This window comes from Nonomuraea sp. NPDC004702, from assembly GCF_053601695.1.
The window spans coordinates 24956-44672 of record NZ_JBSGCE010000063.1 but is presented as its reverse complement, the minus strand read 5'-3'; the positions used below and the strand labels follow the sequence as shown (position 1 = coordinate 44672).

At 69.7% G+C, this 19717-nt stretch carries 22 protein-coding genes and 1 tRNA gene; 4 read left to right on the top strand and 19 right to left on the bottom strand.

The window, feature by feature from the left end:
- Positions 1 to 7: 7 nt before the first annotated feature.
- Positions 8 to 1009: an ABC transporter ATP-binding protein gene (locus tag ACWEJ6_RS43955; RefSeq protein WP_452431405.1), complete on the bottom strand. Its 1002-nt coding sequence runs from the start codon at positions 1007 to 1009 to the stop codon at positions 8 to 10.
- Between the two features lie 116 nt (positions 1010 to 1125).
- Positions 1126 to 1695: a TetR/AcrR family transcriptional regulator gene (locus ACWEJ6_RS43950; RefSeq protein WP_452431404.1), complete on the bottom strand. Its 570-nt coding sequence runs from the start codon at positions 1693 to 1695 to the stop codon at positions 1126 to 1128.
- Positions 1696 to 1787: 92 nt separating this feature from the next.
- Between ACWEJ6_RS43950 and ACWEJ6_RS43945 the strand changes: the two genes are divergently transcribed.
- A complete protein-coding gene (locus ACWEJ6_RS43945; protein ID WP_452431403.1) occupies positions 1788 to 2195 on the top strand; it encodes a nuclear transport factor 2 family protein in 408 nt (135 codons plus the stop codon).
- A 140-nt stretch (positions 2196 to 2335) separates the two neighbouring features.
- Here the strand turns inward: ACWEJ6_RS43945 and rplL are convergent, their stop codons facing one another.
- The 8 genes from rplL to ACWEJ6_RS43905 all read right to left on the bottom strand — a co-directional run bounded on the left by rplL (position 2336) and on the right by ACWEJ6_RS43905 (position 7295).
- Positions 2336 to 2728, bottom strand: coding sequence for a 50S ribosomal protein L7/L12 (gene rplL, locus ACWEJ6_RS43940; protein WP_357967396.1), 393 nt, complete (start codon positions 2726 to 2728; stop codon positions 2336 to 2338).
- A 72-nt stretch (positions 2729 to 2800) separates the two neighbouring features.
- Positions 2801 to 3325: a 50S ribosomal protein L10 gene (gene rplJ, locus ACWEJ6_RS43935; protein WP_125642941.1), complete on the bottom strand. Its 525-nt coding sequence runs from the start codon at positions 3323 to 3325 to the stop codon at positions 2801 to 2803.
- A 239-nt stretch (positions 3326 to 3564) separates the two neighbouring features.
- Complete coding sequence (locus ACWEJ6_RS43930; protein ID WP_352325430.1) at positions 3565 to 4392, bottom strand: LolA-like protein; 828 nt, start codon at positions 4390 to 4392, stop codon at positions 3565 to 3567.
- A gap of 305 nt (positions 4393 to 4697) precedes the next feature.
- Positions 4698 to 5417, bottom strand: a complete 720-nt coding sequence (rplA, locus tag ACWEJ6_RS43925; RefSeq protein WP_352325431.1) for a 50S ribosomal protein L1 — start codon at positions 5415 to 5417, stop codon at positions 4698 to 4700.
- Between the two features lie 60 nt (positions 5418 to 5477).
- On the bottom strand, positions 5478 to 5909 hold the full coding sequence (gene rplK, locus ACWEJ6_RS43920) for a 50S ribosomal protein L11 (protein WP_125642947.1): 432 nt from the start codon (positions 5907 to 5909) through the stop codon (positions 5478 to 5480).
- A gap of 117 nt (positions 5910 to 6026) precedes the next feature.
- Complete coding sequence (nusG, locus tag ACWEJ6_RS43915) at positions 6027 to 6839, bottom strand: transcription termination/antitermination protein NusG (RefSeq protein ID WP_397153953.1); 813 nt, start codon at positions 6837 to 6839, stop codon at positions 6027 to 6029.
- 60 nt (positions 6840 to 6899) lie between these two features.
- Complete coding sequence (secE, locus tag ACWEJ6_RS43910; RefSeq protein ID WP_125642950.1) at positions 6900 to 7145, bottom strand: preprotein translocase subunit SecE; 246 nt, start codon at positions 7143 to 7145, stop codon at positions 6900 to 6902.
- 77 nt (positions 7146 to 7222) lie between these two features.
- Positions 7223 to 7295 (bottom strand) — tRNA-Trp (locus ACWEJ6_RS43905).
- A gap of 158 nt (positions 7296 to 7453) precedes the next feature.
- On the opposite strand from ACWEJ6_RS43905, the gene ACWEJ6_RS43900 reads away from it, so the two are divergent.
- Positions 7454 to 8662 carry a pyridoxal phosphate-dependent aminotransferase gene (locus ACWEJ6_RS43900; RefSeq protein ID WP_387679189.1) on the top strand — a complete coding sequence of 403 codons (1209 nt, stop codon included), beginning with the start codon at positions 7454 to 7456 and terminating at the stop codon, positions 8660 to 8662.
- 109 nt (positions 8663 to 8771) lie between these two features.
- Here the strand turns inward: ACWEJ6_RS43900 and ACWEJ6_RS43895 are convergent, their stop codons facing one another.
- Positions 8772 to 9290, bottom strand: a complete 519-nt coding sequence (locus ACWEJ6_RS43895; protein ID WP_452431402.1) for a hypothetical protein — start codon at positions 9288 to 9290, stop codon at positions 8772 to 8774.
- A gap of 41 nt (positions 9291 to 9331) precedes the next feature.
- On the bottom strand, positions 9332 to 9916 hold the full coding sequence (locus tag ACWEJ6_RS43890; RefSeq protein ID WP_452431401.1) for a hypothetical protein: 585 nt from the start codon (positions 9914 to 9916) through the stop codon (positions 9332 to 9334).
- 106 nt (positions 9917 to 10022) lie between these two features.
- Between ACWEJ6_RS43890 and ACWEJ6_RS43885 the strand changes: the two genes are divergently transcribed.
- Positions 10023 to 11045 (top strand): adenosine deaminase, encoded by a 1023-nt coding sequence (locus tag ACWEJ6_RS43885; protein ID WP_358289143.1) that lies wholly within the window; start codon positions 10023 to 10025, stop codon positions 11043 to 11045.
- Here ACWEJ6_RS43885 and ACWEJ6_RS43880 read toward each other — a convergent pair.
- Together ACWEJ6_RS43880 and ACWEJ6_RS43875 are read right to left on the bottom strand one after the other, a co-directional pair.
- Complete coding sequence (locus ACWEJ6_RS43880) at positions 11034 to 11783, bottom strand: hypothetical protein (RefSeq protein ID WP_452431400.1); 750 nt, start codon at positions 11781 to 11783, stop codon at positions 11034 to 11036. The two genes, ACWEJ6_RS43885 and ACWEJ6_RS43880, sit on opposite strands and share 12 nt — an antisense overlap.
- Positions 11770 to 12315, bottom strand: coding sequence for an RNA polymerase sigma factor (locus ACWEJ6_RS43875; protein ID WP_452431399.1), 546 nt, complete (start codon positions 12313 to 12315; stop codon positions 11770 to 11772). Before ACWEJ6_RS43875 ends, ACWEJ6_RS43880 begins: the two co-directional genes overlap by 14 nt.
- A gap of 116 nt (positions 12316 to 12431) precedes the next feature.
- Between ACWEJ6_RS43875 and ACWEJ6_RS43870 the strand changes: the two genes are divergently transcribed.
- Positions 12432 to 13169 carry a class I SAM-dependent methyltransferase gene (locus ACWEJ6_RS43870; protein ID WP_352330011.1) on the top strand — a complete coding sequence of 246 codons (738 nt, stop codon included), beginning with the start codon at positions 12432 to 12434 and terminating at the stop codon, positions 13167 to 13169.
- 74 nt (positions 13170 to 13243) lie between these two features.
- Here ACWEJ6_RS43870 and ACWEJ6_RS43865 read toward each other — a convergent pair whose 3' ends face one another.
- The 5 genes from ACWEJ6_RS43865 to ACWEJ6_RS43845 form a co-directional block, all read right to left on the bottom strand.
- Positions 13244 to 14128, bottom strand: a complete 885-nt coding sequence (locus ACWEJ6_RS43865) for a carbohydrate ABC transporter permease (protein WP_452431398.1) — start codon at positions 14126 to 14128, stop codon at positions 13244 to 13246.
- Positions 14128 to 15012, bottom strand: a complete 885-nt coding sequence (locus tag ACWEJ6_RS43860; RefSeq protein ID WP_364326238.1) for a carbohydrate ABC transporter permease — start codon at positions 15010 to 15012, stop codon at positions 14128 to 14130. Before ACWEJ6_RS43860 ends, ACWEJ6_RS43865 begins: the two co-directional genes overlap by 1 nt.
- A 73-nt stretch (positions 15013 to 15085) precedes the next feature.
- Positions 15086 to 16354, bottom strand: a complete 1269-nt coding sequence (locus tag ACWEJ6_RS43855; protein ID WP_387679208.1) for an extracellular solute-binding protein — start codon at positions 16352 to 16354, stop codon at positions 15086 to 15088.
- Positions 16355 to 16562: 208 nt separating this feature from the next.
- Entirely contained in the window at positions 16563 to 18434 is a 1872-nt protein-coding gene (locus ACWEJ6_RS43850; RefSeq protein ID WP_452431397.1) for an acyl-CoA dehydrogenase family protein, read from the bottom strand.
- A complete protein-coding gene (locus ACWEJ6_RS43845; RefSeq protein ID WP_452431396.1) occupies positions 18427 to 19683 on the bottom strand; it encodes an APC family permease in 1257 nt (418 codons plus the stop codon). Before ACWEJ6_RS43845 ends, ACWEJ6_RS43850 begins: the two co-directional genes overlap by 8 nt.
- Between the last annotated feature and the right edge of the window lie 34 nt (positions 19684 to 19717).

The window sequence follows — 19717 nt, the reverse complement described above, 5'->3', positions numbered from 1 at the left end:
TCATGATCTAGGCGACGCCGTCCGCGTGGGCGTCGATCAGCCTGGGGTACTCCTCCAGCCAGTTGCGGCCGCGTTCGTCCACGAACGAGCCCTGCGGCGGGATCACGCCGTGGGCCGCCAGCCACCGGCCGGGCGGCTGCTGCGAACGGCGCAGCACGTTGCCGCTCGGCATGAGCTGCGGCGGGATCGGCGGCAGCCCGCCGGGGTCGTGGCCCATCCGGGCCTCGGCCTCCAGCTCGGAGACGTCCTTCTCCTCCGACATGCCGATCGGGCCGTGCCTGCGGGCGTTGAGGAACTGCCGCACCACCGGCTCGTCGCTGGACAGCAGCATCTCGCGCGGCCCGAACATGACCAGCTCGCGGCGGAACAGCAGCCCGATGTTGTCGGGGACCGTGCGGGCGGTGTTGATGTCGTGGGTGACGATCAGGAACGTGGCCTCGATGTCGGCGTTGATGTCGACGATCGTCTGGTTGAGGAAGGCGGTGCGGACCGGGTCGAGGCCGGAGTCAGGCTCGTCGAACAGGATGATCTCGGGGTCGAGCACCAGCGCCCTGGCCAGCCCGGCGCGTTTGCGCATGCCGCCGGAGATCTCGCCGGGCAGCTTGCCCTCGGCGCCGACCAGCCCGACCAGGTCGATCTTGTCCATCACGATCCGGTGGATCTCGGCCTCGGTCTTCCTGGTGTGCTCGCGCAGCGGGAAGGCGATGTTGTCGTAGAGGTTGAGCGAGCCGAACAGGGCGCCGTCCTGGAACAGCACGCCGAACAGCCGGCGCAGCTCGTAGAGCTGGCGTTCGGGGCAGCTCGCCAGGTCGTGGCCGTCGATCCAGATGTGACCGCGATCGGGACGCAGCAGGCCGACCAGCGTCTTGAGGAAGACGGACTTGCCGGTGCCCGACGGGCCGAGCAGCACCGAGATCTCACCCGCGGGCAGCGTGAGCGAGACATCCTCCCAGATGACCTGCCGACCGAACGACTTGGTCAACCCCTCGACCACGACCTCGACGCCCACTGGCCACCTTCCCGATCACAGGGAGCACTCAGGGGATAACGTGCCGCACACTTTACTTCCAGGATGGACTCGCGGTGGCGGCGTTCCGAGGAATTGGAACCGGTTCCAATAACTTGTTACTCGGCGCTGTCGGGTCCGGTAAGGGCGCGCAGGCTCGGGCGCAGCAGCCGGGCGATGCGCTCCGGCGGGGCGTCGCGCAGCTCAGGCAGTTCGAGCAGCTGGTGGCCGACGGTCACGCCGAGCAGGATCGTGGTCATCAGGGCCGCGCGCAGGCGGGCGTCCTCGCCGGGGATCGAGGCGGCGAGCCTGTCGACCTGCCGGGCGAGCGCCTCGCGGGCCGCCGTGCCCGCCTCGGGGTGGGTGAGCATCGAACGCATCATCGCCAGCGAGCCCTGGGGCAGCTCGCCCATCTTCACGTCGAGGGTGCCGAGCAGGTGCTCGACCAGCTCCTCGGGGGTGGCGGCGGCCTCGGGGGCGGGCGTGGCGCGCACGGCGGCCCTGAAGAGCTCCTGCTTGTTGCCGAAGTACTGCATGACCAGGGCCGGGTCGACCTCGGCGGACTTCGCGACCGCCCTGATGGTGGCGCGCTCGTAGCCGACTTCGGCGAACAGCGCCCTGGCCGCGTCGAGGATCCTTCCCTCGGTTCTGCGCCGCCGTTCGGCACGGGGAAGCACTCGCTCGCTCACGGTCCGACTCTACCTGTGTTGACCGTTCGCCCGGATTCGCTCTACGCTCGTTGAGTCAACGAGTGTTGAGCGAGATGTGAGGGGTTGTGGCCATGACCGTCGAGGAGATCGTCGGCGCCTTCCACGGCGCGATGCTGCGCAAGTCGGCCGACGAACTGGCCGACCTGTACGCGGAGGACGGCAGGCACGAGTTCCCGTTCGGCGGGCTGCCGCCGTACGAGGGGCGGGAGGCGGTGCGGGCGGGGTACCGGGCGTCCTGGGGCGCCTCCCCCGCCGTGCCGCAGGAGGTGGAGCGGGTCGCGTTGCACCGTACGGACGATCCCGAGGTGGTGGTCGTCGAGCAGAACGCGCACGTCAAGGTGGGTGAGCGGGCGATCGTCGTCCCGGGGCTGCTGATGCTGCGGGTCAGGGATGGCCGGATCGTCCACTGCAAGGACTTCATGGACGCGAGCGCCATCGCCAAGGTCCGCGAGGCCGCCCACGGGATCACTTCGGGGTGAGGTAGAGAACCGCGATGCCGCCGCCGGTGGGCCGGGCGATGAGACGCGGAGGAGAATGTCCCGTTACATGCGAAAAGAGGCGGTCACACCCGGCACCAGGGTGTGTCCGCCTCTTCCGAAGAGCTGTGTGAAGTGGGAAGTTACTTCACGGTCACGGTGGCGCCGGCGCCCTCGAGGGCAGCCTTGGCCTTCTCCGCCTGCTCCTTGTTGACCTTGCCGTCGAAGACCGGCTTGGGAGCGCCGTCCACCAGGTCCTTGGCCTCCTTGAGGCCCAGGGACGTGAGGGCGCGGATCTCCTTGATGACCTGGATCTTCTTGTCGCCGGCAGCCTCGAGGATGACGTCGAACTCGTCCTGCTCCTCAACGGCGGCGGCCTCGCCACCGCCACCGGCGGCGGGGGCGGCGGCGACCGCGACGGGGGCGGCGGCCTTGACGTCGAAGACCTCTTCGAAGTTCTTCACGAACTCGGACAGCTCGAGGAGGGTCATCTCCTTGAACGCGTCGAGCAGCTCGTCGTTGCTGAGCTTCGCCATGATGCTTTTCCTTACGTTTAGGACTTGCAGAAAACTAGGAACGGGACCGCGGAAGTTGCGGCAACCCCCGTGTTACTCGCCCGCTTCTTCGCGCTTGGCACGAAGGGCGTCGGCCAGCTGAGCCATCTGCGTGGGCAGCGCGGCGAAAACCGCGGCGGCAGCGCTCTGCTTCGCCTTGAGAGCACCGGCGAGCTTAGCGAGGAGGACCTCGCGGGACTCGAGGTCGGCGAGCTTGGTGATCTCGGTGGCGTCGAGCGTCTTACCGTCGAGCACACCACCCTTGATCACCAGAAGGGGATTGGCCTTGGCGAAGTCACGCAGACCCTTGGCCGCCTCGACAACGTCGCCGTTGACGAAGGCGATCGCGGTCGGGCCCGTGAGCAGGTCGTCGGGGAACGACAGACCGGCTTCGTTGGCCGCGATCTTGGTCAGGGTGTTCTTCGCCACGGCGAACTTCGCATTCTCACCAAGAGCAACGCGCAGCTGCTTGAGCTGAGCGACGGTGAGACCGCGGTACTCGGTCAGAACGGCGGCGCTGCTGCCTTCGAACTCGCTCTTGAGCTCGGCAACGGCTGTCGCCTTATCCGCCCTCGCCATGGGCCTCCTTCCAGGTGTGCCGCCGGCGAAGGCCCCTGGAAATGAGAACAGCCCCGGGCGCAGGGGCGCACGGGGCTCACATATGGAACTGCACCATATGGGAAACTCGCATCACACCTGCGCGGGCCGTCCACAGAACGTGGATCCTTCGGTCGCCAGGACTGATGCACCTGACGACGACCGGCGGTCTTCGGCAACGACCAGAGTACGTGCTGGTCGCCGAGTTTCCAAATCGGTTCTCAGTTGACGGTCGTCTTCGGCAGCTCGCCGACCTGGTCCGCGGGCGGGGCCTCCACCTTCACGGGCTCGTTGAAGCCCTTGAACAGCAGGGTGGCGTCCAGCGTCGCGCCCTCCTTGGAGCCGTTCAGGGTGAGCTTGCGGGGCAGGCCGTCGCCGGCCACCCAGATGTCGAACTTGACGTCCTTGAGCTCGGCGAGGTTCGTCCTGGCCTGCTGCTGCTTGTCGGCGGGCAGCTGACCGACGGCGGCGTCCACGGGGAACGTGCCGCTGTAGTGGGTGGTGTCCGCGCCGTTGACGCTCTCGGTGCCGACCTGCTTCACGTCCTTGGACACGGTGACCAGCTTGGTCACGTTGGCGAGGTCGAACTGCTGGATCTGGCTGAGGTACTGGTTGACCTGGTTCTGGTCGCCCACTTCGTTGAGCGCGACCTTGATCCACGGCTTGGTGGCGCCGACGAGCTGCTTGAGCGCCTCGACCTTCACATAGACGGTGTCGCCCTGGAGGACGGCGCGCACGCCGCCCGGCAGGTTCCGGCCGCCCATGTCGACGGTGTCGAGGGTCAGGTCGACGGCGAGCTGGGGCTTGCTCTGGTAGAGCATGCGGCCCTGCACCTTGCCGTTGCCCTCTTGGGGGTGCGTCACGTTCGCGACGGCGTCCACCGTGTAGCTGGTGACCTCTGCGGTCTTCTGCGCGGCCTGCGCAAGCACCTCTGAGGCGGCCAGGTTGACCTGGATGGGCTGCACGTTCGTACCGCACCCGGCGACCGAGGCCGCGATGAGAGCAGCTCCGGCCACGGCGGTGGCGAGACTTATCCTGCGCTTCAGCATGTTTTGACCCTACGGTTGGCTTGTCCCATCGTGGCGACTTCCCCGCATAAATCGGGGAAAACCCAGGGTTCTCCCCCACAGGCTGTGCACGATTTCTGCACAACCCCGCTCACCTGGAGAGATCATCCGGGCCGAAAAACCCGGACGAAACGGCTCCGCCCCAGTGCCCGGCGGCACCGGGACAAAGCGAGGCCCGATGTCCGGCGGCACCCGGACAAAGCGAGGCCCGGTGCCCGGTGGCACCCGGACAAAGCGAAAGGCCCCCGCCTGAGACAGGCGGGGGCCTTTCGAAGAACGTGCGGCCGTTACGCGTCGAGCTCGGCGGTCAGGCCACGGGTGAGGTTGGGGTCGACGGGGACGCCGGGGCCCATGGTGGTGGAGAAGGTGACCTTCTTCAGGTAACGCCCCTTGGCTGCCGACGGCTTGAGACGCAGCACCTCGTCAAGGGCGGCGGCGTAGTTCTCGATGAGCTGACGCTCGGGGAACGACGTCTTGCCGATGATGAAGTGCAGGTTGGCCTGCCGGTCGGTGCGGAACTCGATCTTGCCGCCCTTGATCTCCGTCACGGCCTTGGCGACGTCGGGCGTCACGGTGCCGGTCTTGGGGTTGGGCATGAGACCGCGCGGGCCGAGCACGCGGCCCAGACGGCCGACCTTGCCCATGAGGTCAGGGGTGGCGACCACGGCGTCGAACTCGTTGAGCCGGTTGCCCTTGGCGATCTCGTCGATCAGCTCGTCGGCGCCGACGATGTCGGCGCCCGCCTCGCGGGCTGCCTCGGCACGGTCACCGGTCGCGAAGACCAGGACCCGGGCGGTCTTACCGGTGCCGTGCGGGAGGTTGACCGTGCCGCGCACGATCTGGTCGGCCTTGCGAGGGTCGACACCCAGCCGCAGCGCCACTTCCACGGTGGCGTCGAACTTGGTGGTCGACGTCTCCTTGGCCAGCTTCGCGGCGTCGGCGGGCGTGTAGAGCTTGTCGCGGTCGACCTTGGCCGCCGCGTCCTTGTGCGCCTTGCTGCGCTTCATGTCTGTCTCCTTGTGGTACGCGGGCCGGGACCCGGCCCTCCCACGGATCTGGGAAAGGTCTTAGTCGGCGATCGTGATGCCCATCGACCGGGCGGTGCCGGCGATGATCTTCTCTGCAGCCTCGACGTCGTTGGCGTTGAGGTCGGGCATCTTGGTCTCGGCGATGCTGCGCAGCTGCTCGCGCGTCAGCCGGCCGACCTTGTCCTTGTGGGGGACGGCGCTGCCCTTGTCGAGACCCAGGGCCTTCTTGATCAGCTCAGGCGCCGGGGGCGTCTTCGTGATGAAGGTGAAGCTGCGGTCCTCGAAAATGGTGATCTCAACGGGGATGATGTTGCCCCGCTGGGACTCCGTGGCAGCGTTGTACTGCTTGACGAAGTCCATGATGTTGACGCCGTGGGGACCGAGGGCGGTACCGACCGGCGGAGCGGGCGTGGCCTGGCCAGCGGGGAGCTGGACCTTGACGAGCGCCGCGATCTTCTTCTTCGGAGGCATGAGTCCTTCTCCGGGTCCTGATCGTGATGCTGTCCGGACGCGGATGCGCCCGGACATGTCGGAAGGCCACCCTTCGCGAAAGGCGGCCGACCGAACGTCTAAGTGTAGGTGATCGTCTTAGATCTTCGAGACCTGGTTGAACGAGAGCTCGACCGGGGTCTCACGACCGAAGATCGAGACGAGCACCTTGAGCTTCTGCGACTCGGGGCTGATCTCGCTGACCGAGGCGGGCAGGGTGGCGAAGGGGCCGTCCATGACCGTGACGGACTCGCCGATCTCGAACTCGACCGTGGGGCCGCTGGCCGCCTTGGTGGTGGCCTTCTTGGCCTCCTCGGTCGGCTCGGGCGCCAGCAGCTTGGCGACCTCGTCGAGGCTGAGCGGGCTCGGCTTGTTGGACAGGCCGACGAAACCGGTCACGCCGGGCGTGTTGCGCACGGCGGCCCAGGACTCGTCGGTCAGCTCCATGCGCACCAGGACGTAGCCGGGCAGCACGCGCTCCTTGACCGGGACCTTCTTGCCGCTCTTGAACTCCTGGACGGTGTGCGTGGGCACCTCGACCTGGTAGATGTAGTCCTCCATGTTGAGCGACACGTTGCGGCTCTCGATGTTGGACTTCACGCGGTTCTCGTAGCCGGCGTAGGAGTGGATCACGTACCACTCGCCGGGGAGCCCGCGCAGGGAGCTCTTGAACTCCTCGACCGGGTCGACGTCGGGCAGGATCTCGGCCTCCGCGTCGGCGGGGGCCTCCTCCGACTCTTCGACCTCGTCGGTCTCGTCGGCCTCCTGGAGAGCCGCCTCGACGCCTTCGTCGCGAGCCTCACCCAGCTCGTCGCCCCATTCGTCGGTGGCCTCTCCCAGCTCGTCGTCGCCCCGCTCGTCGCGGGGTTCCTCGGCCGGAACAGAAGACTCGGACACGTGACCTTTCCTCATTTCCTCGAATCGAATGGTGTCGCCGTCAGCCGACACCACACGGTGTCGAGCTAGGCGGGATCACTCCCCGCCGAAGACGCGGAGGACGGCCCAGCCCAGAGCGGCGTCGAGCCCATAAACGATCGCCACCATGATCAGAACGAATACCAGAACGACCGTGGTGTAGGTGATGAGATCCTTGCGTGTCGGCCAGATGACCTTGCGGAGCTCGTTGACGACCTGCCGGTAGAAAAGGGCAGGTGAAGTGCGTGTCTTCTTCTCGCCACTGGGCTTGCCTGCGGTCTCGCCGCGCGTGTCGATCGCCACAGTCCTCACCTGAATCTGTCGTATCCAACGCAGTTTTGCGGCGCGCTTACACGCCATTATTGCGCGGACCGCACTCGCAGGGCACGAGGGACTCGAACCCCCAACCGCCGGTTTTGGAGACCGGTGCGCTACCAATTGCGCCAGTGCCCTATGTCGTCAACCACACTACCCTGATTGACTCACTGCCTGGACCGAACCGCTCGCCGACATGCGGCGGAAGGACCAGGCGAAAGCATACGGGGGATTGCCCGGTACGTCGAACCCAAACCTGATCGCCCAGGTCACGCCCGCGTGGGAGCATGGGAGGCATGTCCACGCGACCCCGTATCTCCGCAAGAATCTCCGCGATTTCCGAGTCCGCCACGCTCGCGGTGGACGCCAAGGCGAAGGCGATGAAGGCCGCCGGCCGCCCGGTCATCGGCTTCGGCGCCGGCGAGCCCGACTTCCCGACGCCCGGCTACATCGTCGAGGCGGCGGTCGAGGCGGCCCGCGACCCGCGCAACCACAAGTACACGCCGGCCGGCGGCCTTCCCGAGCTGAAGCAGGCCATCGCCGACAAGACGCGGCGCGACTCCGGCTACTCCGTCGAGCCGTCCCAGGTGCTCGTCACCAACGGCGGCAAGCAGGCCGTCTACGAGGCGTTCGCGACGCTGCTCGACCCGGGCGACGAGGTCATCGTGGTCGCCCCCTACTGGACGACCTACCCCGAGGCGATCAAGCTGGCCGGGGGCGTGCAGGTCGACGTGGTGACCGACGAGTCCACGGGCTACCTGGCCGGCGTCGAGCAGCTCGAAGCGGCCCGTACCGAGCGTACGAAGGTGCTGCTGTTCGTCTCGCCGTCCAACCCGACGGGCGCGGTCTACTCGCGCGAGGAGACCGTGGCGATCGGCCGGTGGGCGGCCGAGCACGGGCTGTGGGTGGTCACCGACGAGATCTACGAGCACCTGGTCTACGGCGGCGCCGAGTTCACCAGCATCGCCACGGCCGTGCCCGAGCTGGGCGACCGGGTCGTGATCCTCAACGGCGTGGCCAAGACGTACGCGATGACCGGCTGGCGGGTGGGCTGGCTGATCGGCCCGGCCGACGTGGTCAAGGCCGCCGCCAACCTGCAGTCGCACGCCACCTCCAACGTGGCCAACGTGTCGCAGAGGGCCGCGCTGGCCGCGGTCTCCGGCGACCTGTCGGCCGTGGCGGAGATGCGGTCGGCCTTCGACCGGCGGCGCCAGACCATGGTGCGGATGCTCAACGAGATCCCGGGCGTGTTCTGCCCGGAGCCGAAGGGGGCGTTCTACGCGTACCCGTCGGTCAAGGAGCTGCTGGGCAAGGAGCTGCGCGGCCGGCGGCCCGGGTCGTCGGCGGAGCTGGCCGAGCTGATCCTGGAGGAGGCCGAGGTGGCGGTCGTGCCGGGCGAGGCGTTCGGCACCCCCGGCTACTTCCGGCTGTCCTACGCCCTCGGTGACGACGATCTGGTCGAGGGCGTCAGCCGGATGGCCAAGCTGCTGTCCGAGGCTCACTGAGCGGCTTACGGGGCGCCCCGCCGGCCTTCCGGGGCCGCGGCGGGGCGCCTGACGCCAGCTCAGGAAGCGGCTCGGGAGGCGGCTCGGGGAAGCGGCTCAGGGAAGCGGCTCAGGAGGCGGCGGGTCTGACGGCGGCGGCGGTCTGGCGGAGCTGGGCGGTCATGCCGGGCGTGGCGGCGAGGTAGACGGCCGTGCCGGGGCTCTCCAGCCACATGAAGTTGCGCAGGCCGTCGCGGCTCGTCCAGCGCAGCGCGGGTTTGCCGCGGTAGGCGGTCAGGGTCGAGCGGGCCACCAGCGTGGCGAACTGCTCGGCCGTCCGCACGCCGCACACCACGCCCACCCGCAGTTGCTCGTCCTCGTCGTCGCGCCACGTCACGCCCCTGACCGTGAGCCGCCTGGCGAGCGCGCCCAGGCGGCCGAAGGTGCCGGCGCGGGCCAGGGGCGGGGGCGCGCCGGGGATCTCCAGCCTGGTCGATCCGCAGGCCAGCGTGACGGGTTCCCCGGTCGCCGGCTCGCTCGCCGACGGCGGCGGCGGGGTGGTGCTGGGCGGTCGCGGCGTGTCGCCGCCGCAGCCGCCCGTGCCCGCGGCCAGCGCGAACGTGATGAACACCGCTGCCGGGCGCCGCATCGTCCCCCCATGACTCGTGGGATCAACCAGGGAAAAGGCTCCTAGTCTCCTACAGGAGCGCGGGCCGAGGCGGCAATAGGCAGCAGCTCGCCGCCGAGTGAGTCGCTCACCCGGATCCAGGCGCCCGTGCCGGGGCGTTCCAGCCAGGCGATCACCCTGCCGCCGCGCGGATGCGCGCCGACCACGGCGGGCCGGCCCCTGACCGTGGTCTCGCGGGGGTCCAGCACGCCGGCGTGCGCGCGGTAGGTGTCCCAGTCGGCGGCCACCGTGCCGTGCTCGACCTGGGCCTCGACGTAGCGCTTCGCGGTGCCGTACCTGGCCCGGACGCCGTCGGGGGCGATCGGGCCGCCGCCGCTGCGGCGCAGGCCACGGGGCAGGTAGGTGAGCCAGAGGTCGTCGGAGACGACCGCGAGCGGGGCCTCGGCCTGCGCCGCCGCCGCGCCGGGGCGGGACGGCGCCTTCAGGGGCGGCGGGGGCACGTACGACGAGCCCGCAGAAGGCGGGTGCGGACGGCCGAAACCCGAATGGAACAGGGCGTAGATGGCGAGAGCGGTCATCGCGAACGCCAGGCCGGCGAGCAGCGCGCGCCGGCCCTGCCCCGCGACGCCCGCACCCTCAGGGATCATGGACGGTTGATCCCCCGATCCGGCCGATCTCTACCGTGCCGATGCCGGACCCGCAGCCTTGGGCGACATGCGAATCCGCACCTGGGGCCAGTGGCAAAATATGGAAATGCACCGGCCCCTGCACACGCTGCCCAAAGCCCATCTCCACCTGCACTTCACCGGCTCCATGCGGCACTCGACGCTGATCGAGCTGGCCAGGGAGCAGGGGCTGCACCTGCCCGACGCGCTGGAGCAGGACTGGCCGCCGCGGCTGCGGGCCACCGACGAGCGCGGCTGGTTCAGGTTCCAGCGGCTGTACGACATCGCCAGGTCCGTGCTGAGCCGTCCCGAGCACGTCTACCGGCTGCTGCGCGAGACGGCCGAGGACGAGGCGGCGGCCGGTTCCCGGTGGCTGGAGATCCAGGTGGACCCGTCCGGGTTCGCCGCGCGGTTCGGCGGGCTCACGGCCACGCTGGAGCTGATGCTCGACGCGGCGCGGCAGGCCGCCGAGCACGCCGGGGTGCACATGCCGGTGATCGTGGCGGCCAACAGGACCAGGCATCCGCTCGACGCGAACACCCTGGCCAGGCTCGCCACCCAGTACGCCGACCGGGGCGTGGTGGGCTTCGGCCTGTCCAACGACGAGCGGCGCGGCGCGGCGCGCGACTTCGAGCGGGCCTTCCGCATCGCCAAGCGCGGCGGGCTGCTGGCCGTGCCGCACGGCGGCGAGCTGCTCGGGCCGCGCAGCGTGAGCCAGTGCATCGACGACCTGGGCGCCGACCGGGTCGGGCACGGCGTGCGGGCGGCCGAGGACCCGTGGCTGATGCAGCGGCTGGCCGACCGGCAGATCTGCTGCGAGGTGTGCCCGACGTCCAATGTGGGGCTGGGGGTGGCCGAGCGGGCGGCGGACGTGCCGCTGCGGCGGCTGTTCGACGCCGGGGTGCCGATCGCGCTGGGCGCCGACGACCCGCTGCTGTTCGGCACCCGGCTGCTGCGCCAGTACGAGCTGGCCAGGGAGGTCTACGAGTTCTCCGACGCCGAGATCGCCGAGCTGGCCCGGCAGTCGATCCGGTCCTCGACCGCGCCGGAGGCGGTGCGCAAGGAGCTGCTCAAGGGTGTGGACGACTGGCTGACCGGCTCACCGGAGTGACCCGGCGATCCGCACCGCCCGTTCCCTGGTGCCCGCGCCCTCCAGGCGGTAGGTGAGCGCGTCCCGCTGCCAGACGAGGGTGGGGGCGGCCTGGCGCAGGGGGATCTCGGTGCCGTCCTGGCGGCGGATGTAGCCGAGCGGGTGCGCGCCGGGGATCCACCAGGCCGTGGTCCCGGCCATCTCGACGTAGTCGGGCCAGGGCGGGCCGAGCTTCTTGAAGAAGAACGGGTCCACGCCGCCCTGGAACTGGTCGAGCCGGACGCCGTCCGGCCAGAACATCGACACCAGCCGGCCCTGGTCGGCGACGGTGGCGCGGGCGGGGGGCCCGAGCTCGGCCGGGGTTCTGACCTGGAACCTCACCAGGCCGGGCAGGTCGTCCGGGGCCACCGGGTGCTCGCCGGGGAGGTTCGCGGTGGTCCGTACCGGGGTGGGTGGTGTGTCGCCGAGCTGCAGCTCGACGCCGGCCAGGCGGAGGACCCGGGCCACGGCGGCGCGGCCCTGGGGGGTGGCGGCCGTGACGGCGACGACGGCCAGCACGACGGCCGCCACGATCCGCCACCGAACCCGCCGAGTCGGCCGTGTCGGCCGTGTCCGCCGCCCGCGCTTCTGAGGCTGGAGCTCCAGGCGGGCCCGGACGGCGGCGGCGACGTCGCCCGGCGGCGGCGACGAGGTGTCGAGGAGGGGGCCGAGGGCGGTCAGTTCGGCTTCCAGGTCGTCGAAGGGGTCATGCGAGTTCACCGCCCACCTCCTCCCTCAGCCGGGCCAGCCCCCGATGGGTGCTGGACTTGACGGTACCGACCGGCCAGCCGAGCACCTGGGCCGTCTCCGCCTCCGACAGTTGCAGGAAGTACCGGCACACGACCGCCTGGCGTTCCCGATCGGGCAGGCCGCGCACGGCCGCCAGCAGCCGGGCCCGCCGGTCGGTGGCGACGGCCGCGCCCGCCGGGTCGTCGGGGGCCACCGGGCCTGCCGGGTCGGCGGCGGTGAGCCGTGCGGCGAGGTCGGAGCGGCGCCCGCGGGCCCGGGTCAGGTTGTGCGTCTCGTTGGCCACGATCCGCAGCAACCAGGGACGGAAGGGCGCATCCCGCCGGAACTTGGGCAGATGGCGGAAAGCTTTGACGAACGCCTCCTGCACGACGTCCTCGGCCTCGTCGCCCGCGCCGAGCATGGCGGCGGTGCGATGGGCGAGCGCGCTGTACCTGGCGACCAGGACCTCGTAGGCCCCCAGGTCACCGTCGAGCGAGCGGGTGATCGCCTCGTCGTCGTCCATGGCGTGTCAGATTCCATCGCATCCGCCCGCGCCCGGGGAAGGGTGTTTCACGCATCAGGTCATCCTCAGGGGCATTAGACTCGTGCAATCCGTCTGCCCCTCAAAGGAACGGGACTATGTCTTCTGGGTATGACCGTGTAGTGCAACCGGCGGCCGGTGACGAGGCCCTGGAGAACCACCTGGGTGGGGACGAGGCCAAGAACTATCGGCAGTACGAGTTCGACATGGTCGCCCCGCACGTCGGCCGTTCGATGCTGGAGATCGGCTCCGGGCTGGGCCACTTCGCCGAGCAGTTCCTGCCGCGGCTCGACCGCCTGGTCGTCAGCGACTTCGACCCCTACTGCGTCGAGCAGCTGGAGAAGCGCTTCGAGGGCCGCGACGACATCGACGTCCTGCAGTTCGGCCTGCCGACCGAGATCCCGCTGAAGGACAAGGTCGACACCGTCGTCATGATGAACGTGCTGGAGCACATCGAGGACGACGCCGAGGCGCTGCGCTCGCTGGCCCGCGTCACGCTGCCCGGCGGCCGGATCATCATCTGGGTGCCCGGCTACATGCAGCTCTACGGAGACTTCGACCGCAAGGTCGGGCACGTCCAGCGCTACACGCCGAAGACCCTGCGCGCCACGGTGGCCAGGGCGGGGCTCGACATCGACGTGCTCAAGCCGATCAACTTCCTGGGCGGCATCGCCTGGTGGGCGGCGGTCCGGCGGGGCGGCGTTGGCTACCCCGACCCGCGCCTGGTCAAGATCTACGACCGCACGGTGGTCCCGGCCACGCGGCTGATCGAGCGGTTCATCACCCCGCCGTTCGGCCAGACGGTGTTCTGCGTGGCCCGCGTCCCGCAGAAGTAGCCCGCAGGAGCAGAAGTAGCCCGCAGAAGTGGGCCCGGCCGCCACCCGGTGGGTTGGTGGCGGCCGGACGTCTTCTACTTGATCGAGCCGGCGGTCAGTCCGCCGACGACCTTCCGCTCGATCAGCGCGAACAGGATGATCACCGGGATGGTGGCGATCACCGAGCCCGCGAAGAGGTTCTGCCAGTCCACCTGGTACTGGCCGATGAACGAGTTCAGCGCGACCGTGAGCGGCTGGTTGGCCGGGGTCGTGGTCAGGGTCAGGGCGACCACGAACTCGTTCCACGCCGCGATGAACGTGAAGATCAGCGCGGTGATCACGCCCGGCATGGCCAGCGGCAGCGTGATCCGGAACAGCGCGCCGAAGCGGCCGTTGCCGTCGATGAAGGCGGCCTCCTCCAGCTCACGCGGGATCGAGGCGAAGTAGGCGTTCAGGATCCACACCGCGAACGCCAGGTTGAACCCGCCGTTGACCAGGATCAGCGACCAGATCGAGTCCACCAGGCCGAACTGGTAGAACTCGCGGTAGATGCCGACGAGCATGGCCGTGGGCTGGAACATCTGGGTGATCAGCACCAGGATCAGGAACGCCGTGCGTCCCCGGAACTTGTGCCGGGCCGAGTAGTACGCGGCCGGCAGCGCCACGAGCAGCACCAGGATCGTCGAGCCGCCGGCGACCTTGAGCGTCACCCACAGGTTCCCGGCCAGGCCGCTGGTCCAGAAGTTGGCGAGGTTCGACCACACCCACTCGTCGGGCCAGAACGTCACCTCGCGCAGCGAGTCCTGCGACCGCAGCGAGGTCAGCAGCATGACGAGGTACGGGAACAGGAAGACGAACGCGACGAGGTAGGCCGCGGCCGCCACGATCACGGTCTTGAGCCTGGGCATGCGGCGCTGCGCCCGTCCGCGGTGGCCGGGCTGGTGGCGTGTGCCGGCCTTGGAGATGGTCTGCACGGCCATCACGCCACCTCCTTGTTCCAGCGCGACACCTTCAGGAAGATCGCGGTCAGCACGATCACCATGCCGAAGTTCACGACGGACATCGCGGCCGACTCACCGATGTTCGAGCCCTTGAGGATGAACATGAGGATGGTCGAGGTGGCCGTCGAGTAGCCCGGCTGGCCGTGGGTCATCGCCCAGATGATCGGGAAGCTGTTGAAGACGTTCATCACGTTGATCAGCGCGGCGACGGTGAGCGCGGGGCGCAGCAGCGGCAGCGTGATCGACCAGTACGTCCTGAGCTTGGTGGCGCCGTCCATCTTGGCCGCCTCGTAGACGTCGGCGGGGATGGTCGCGAGCCCGGCCAGCAGCGCGTACGTCGTGAACGGCACCGAGACGAAGACCGCCACGAACACCAGCCACGGCATCGCGCTGGAGGCGTCGCCGAGCTGGTCGGCGGAGGCGCCGCCCATCGCGTCGATGAACCCGAGCTTGACCCTGATCTGGTTGATCACGCCGACCTCGGGGTCGAGCATCCACTTGAAGATGATCGCCGTCATCAGCACCGAGGCCGCCCAGGGCGCGATGAGCGCCCAGCGGGCGATCTTGCGGCCGGGGAAGCGCTGGTTGAACAGCTGGGCGAGGGCGAGCGAGATCAGCACGGTGAGCGCGACGACCGCGACCACCCAGATCACGCTGCGGATCATGATGTCGGCGAAGTCCTTCTCACCGAACAGCTTCGTGTAGTTGTCCGGGAAGTTGTTTCCCTGGACCACTCCGAACCGGCTGATCTTGAGGAACGACGACCGGATCATCTCGATCACGGGCCAGAGCACGACCAGCGCGATCAGCACCACGGCCGGCCCGATCCAGGCCAGGGGTTCGAAGGCGCGCAAGCTTCTCATGAGGAACCTTCCATGACGGTGGAGCCGGCGCGGGGACGCGACCCGCGCGCCGGCTCCACAGACACCCGCTGGATCAGCTGGCTTCGGCGGTCTTCTGCAGCTCGCCGAGGACCTTGGCCGGGTCGTCCTTGACGGCGCCGCCGATGGTCTGCTTGATCGCCGGGTTCACCTCGGCCCACTTCGGGTCCTGGAACGGGTAGAAGCTGGCGTTGGGCAGCGCGTCGAGGAACGGCTTGAGCTTCTCGTCACCCGACAGCTTCTGGATGCCGCCGTTGGTGACGGGCAGCAGCTTGTAGGTGTCGGAGATCTTCTGCGCCGCGTTGCCGGTGTAGAAGAAGTCGAAGAACTTCTTGATCTCGGCGGCGTGGCCGTTCTTGTTGAACGCCATGATCCAGTCCATGACGCCGAGGGTGGTGTCGAGCGGGCCGGACTTGCCGGGGATCGCCGTGACGCCGTAGTTCTTCAGGCCGGCCGCGTCGAAGATCGGGATGGACATGGGTCCGCCGTTGACCATGCCGACCTTGCCCGCGCCGAAGTCCTCCCAGACCGTCTTGCGGTCCTTGGTGCCCGGGTTCGGGGTGGTGAGGCCGGCGTCGACCAGGCCCTTCATGTAGGTGAAGGTCTCGACGTTCTGCGGGGAGTTGATGGCCCACTTGCCGGAGGCGTCCTTGTAGCCGCCGCCGTTGCCCAGCATCCACAGGAACGACTCGCCCTGGGCTTCTTCCTGGCCCAGCGGGAGACCGAACGGCTGGCTCACGCCGGCCTTCTTCAGCTTCTCGGCGGCGGCCTTGAGCTCGTCCCAGGTCTTGGGCGGCTCGGCGATGCCGGCCTTGGTGAACAGGTCCTTGTTGTAGAACAGCGCGCGGGCGGAGGAGACGAACGGGATGCCGTAGCCGGTGCCGTCCACCTTGCCGAAGTCGGCGAACTTCTGCAGCATGTCGCCGGAGACGTTCGGGGACAGGACCTCGTCGACCTTGTAGAGCAGGCCGTCCTTGACGAAGCCGGAGTAGTCGCCGGTCTGCAGGATGTCGGGCACCTGGCCGTTCTGGACCATGGTGGCGACCTGCTTGTCGATGTCGTTCCAGTTGATGACCTGGACGTCGACCTTGATGTTGGGGTTGGCCGCCTGGAACTCGTCCACGACGCCCTTCCAGAACGTCTCGCCCGAGTTCGGCTTGCCGGGGCCGTCGCCGTAGTCGGCGGCGACCATCTTGAGGGTGACCTGGCCGCCGCCCGAGGCCTGGGTGTTGTTCCCGCCGCCACCCGAACCGCCGTCGGAGCCGCAGCTGGACAGGACCAGCATCGTGGCAAGGCCGAGAGCGGCGCCGCCCACAAGCTTCATGTTCACTGGTGATACCGCCTTCTCGTCGGACGGGTCGCTGGTCCGTACCAGCCACCTGACCCCGTCCAAAGGGATGAGGGGTGCGAGAGCCACAGCTCAACGCGTTTGCGCCAGAGTAAGCCCGTGTTCAGCAGCCGGTCTATACCGGCTGGTATCGGTTTGAAAACACTCAGGGCAGAAAAAGCTCACAACCGGTCTAGACCGGGCGTCACAGGATCTTTCTCCGCACGTTCTCGCCGCCGTCCGGTGTGCCGATCCACGGGCCCTCGATGGACGGGTCGAGGATGCCCTCCTCCAGGAACTCGTAGCGGCCGTCGAGCACGTACCGGGCCAGGCGCGCGTCCTGCTCGTCGCTGTTGTCCCAGAGCTCGTCGAACAGCGTGCGGACGCGGCGCCGGGCCTGGCGGCAGAAGGTGTCGGCCAGCTCGTACGGCCTGCGCCCGAGGTCGTCGGCGTCCTCCTCGGCCTTCACGCAGACGGCCGTCATGGCGAACAGCTCGGCCCCGATGTCGACGATCCGCCCGAGGAAGGACTGCTTGTGCTCCAGCCTCCCCTGCCACCGGGACATGCCGTAGAAGGTGGACCGGGCCAGCTTCCTGCTGGTCCGCTCCACGAACCGCAGGTGCTGGGCCAGCGGGCCGAAGGCGGTGTAGCCCGTGGGCAGGCTGCCCGAGCCGGCCACCAGGGTCGGCAGCCACCCGGCGTAGAAGCGGCTCGCCCGGCCGAGCGCGCGGGCGCGTTCCTGGGGGGACGCCTCGGGGTTGATCAGCTCGCCGGCCGCGGTCAGGTGCGCGTCCACGGCCTCGCGGGTGATCATCAGGTGCATGATCTCGGAGGAGCCCTCGAAGATGCGGTTGATGCGGGCGTCGCGCAGCATCTGCTCGGCGGGCACGCCGCGCTCGCCGCGGGCGGCCAGCGACTCGGCGGTCTCGTAGCCGCGGCCGCCCCTGATCTGGACCAGTTCGTCCAGCGCCCGGTACGACAGCTCGGTGGCGTACAGCTTGGCGAGGGCGGCCTCGATCCTGATGTCGTTGCGCCGGTCGTCGGCCAGGCGGGCGGTGAGCTCGCTGACGGCCTCCAGCGCGTACGCGGTGGCCGCGATGAAGGCGATCTTGGTCGCCACGGCCTCGTGCCGGCCGACCTTGCGACCCCACTGCTCGCGGGCGTTGCCCCACTCGCGGGCGATCTTCACGGCCCACTTGACGCTGCCCGCGCAGGTCGCCGGGAGGGACAGGCGGCCGGTGTTGAGGGTGGTGAGCGCGATCCGCAGCCCTTGGCCCTCCTTCCCGATCAGGTTCTTGGCCGGCACCCTGACCTGGGAGAACTCGGTGACGCCGTTCTCGATGCCGCGCAGGCCCATGAAGCTGTTGCGACGCCTGACCGTGATGCCCGGACTGTTCCCCTCGACCACGAACGCGCTGATCTTCTCGCCGGTCCTGGCCATGACCACCAGCAGGTCGGCGACGACGCCGTTCGTCGTCCAGAGCTTGACGCCGTTCAGCACGTAGTCGTCGCCGTCGCGCACGGCGGTCGTGGACAGGCGGGCGGGGTCGGAGCCCACGTCCGGCTCGGTGAGCAGGAAGGCCGAGATCTCGCCGGCCGCGCACCGGGGCAGGAACTCCCGCTTCTGCTCCTCGGTGCCGAACTGCTTGAGCGGCTGCGGCACGCCGATCGACTGGTGCGCCGACAGCAGCGTGGCCAGGGCGGGGCAGTAGGAGCCGACCAGCGTGAGGGTGCGGCAGTAGTACAGGTAGGGCAGGCCGAGGCCGCCGTACTCGGTCCCGATCGTGATGCCGAACGCCCCGAGAGCGGCCAGGCCCTTGACCACCTCGTCGGGCACCTGCGCGGTGCGCTCGATGAGGGCCGGGTCTACCTGGGTCTCCAGGAAGCGCCGCACCGCCCGGACGAACTCCTCGCCCCGCTCGGCGGCCTCGGCCGGCAGCCCGGGCGCCGGATGCACCAGGTCCAGCCGGAGATCGCCGAGGAACAGCTGCTTGGCGAAGCTGGGGAGCCTCCATTCCCGCTCCCTGGCCTGCTCGCCGACCTGCCTGCTCTCCGCGTACGTGGTCTGCTCAGTCATGGCACCCTCCCGACGGTGCGCCGTCATGTGCTGGGAGTACTGCCCGCCTGAGAGCTTTAAGCACGCCCAGCGCGACGACGGCCAGCACGGCCGGCACCGCCAGGAAGGCTCCGCAGCACGCCAGCGCGACCGCCGACATGCCGGTCGCCACGACGGCGGTGACCCGCAGCCGTCCGGCGGGCAGCACCCGCACCGCCGCCGCCACGCCCGCCGCCGTGACGGCCGCCAGGCACGCCGAGGTGGCCCGCATCAGCAGGTCCAGGTCCACCGCCCACACCACGACCGGCACCGTCAGCACGGCCAGCGCCCCGAGGCTCCGGTACGGCGACCGTCCCCCGGCGAGCCAGGCGGGCATGGCCCCGTCCCTGGCCAGCGCCACCCCCAGCCGCGCCGCCCCCGCCAGGTACGTGTTGACCGCCCCGAACGTCAGCAGCACCGCCAGCACCCCGGTCACCGGCCGCGCCACTCCCCCGAGGCCGGCCTCCAGCAGCGCGCTCAGCGGCACGCCCGGCATGTCCGCGCCGAGCACGCCGACCGAGGTGACGCTGACGCCCAGGTACAGCAGGCCGACCACGACGAGGGTGACCACGGTGGCCCTGGTCAGGCCATGCTTCCCGCGCCTCCCTGCGGCGAACTCGGCCGACAGGTGGCTGGCCGCCTCCCAGCCCACGAAGGCGAACATGAGCACCCCGGCCGCGCCGGCCACCCCGGCGAGCCCGTACGGGGCGAAGGGGGTGAAGTGGTCGAGATCGGCCCGCGGTGCGGCGGTGACCACGGCGACGGCCAGCAGGGCGACGAGCAGCGCGACGGAGACGAGCTGCAACCGCCCCGAGGTACGCAGCCCCGCGGCGTTGGCGGCGAACGCCGCGGCCAGGATCAGCACGCCGGCCAGGGTGCCGTCCACGCCCAGGCACGCCTCGACGTACCGGCCGCCCACGAGCGCGCCCGCCACGGTCCCGACCGGCACGGCCCCGTAGAACCACCAGCCGACCACGGCGGCGGCCCGCGGCCCGAAGGCCAGCCCCGCGAAGCTGGCCACCCCGCCCCCGCCGGGATGCCGGACGCCGAGCGCCGCGAACGTCAGCGCCACCGGCACGCTCAGCGCGAGCAGCCCCGCCCAGGCCAGCACGGAGGCCGGCCCCGCCGCCGCGGCGGCCAGCTGCGGCAGCACCAGCATCCCCGGCCCCAGCACCGCGCCCACCAGCAACGCCGCGCCCTGCCCCACACCCATCCGGCCCTGTTCAGTCATGCCCGCGAAAGTAGCCCGATCGTTCGGCCCCAAC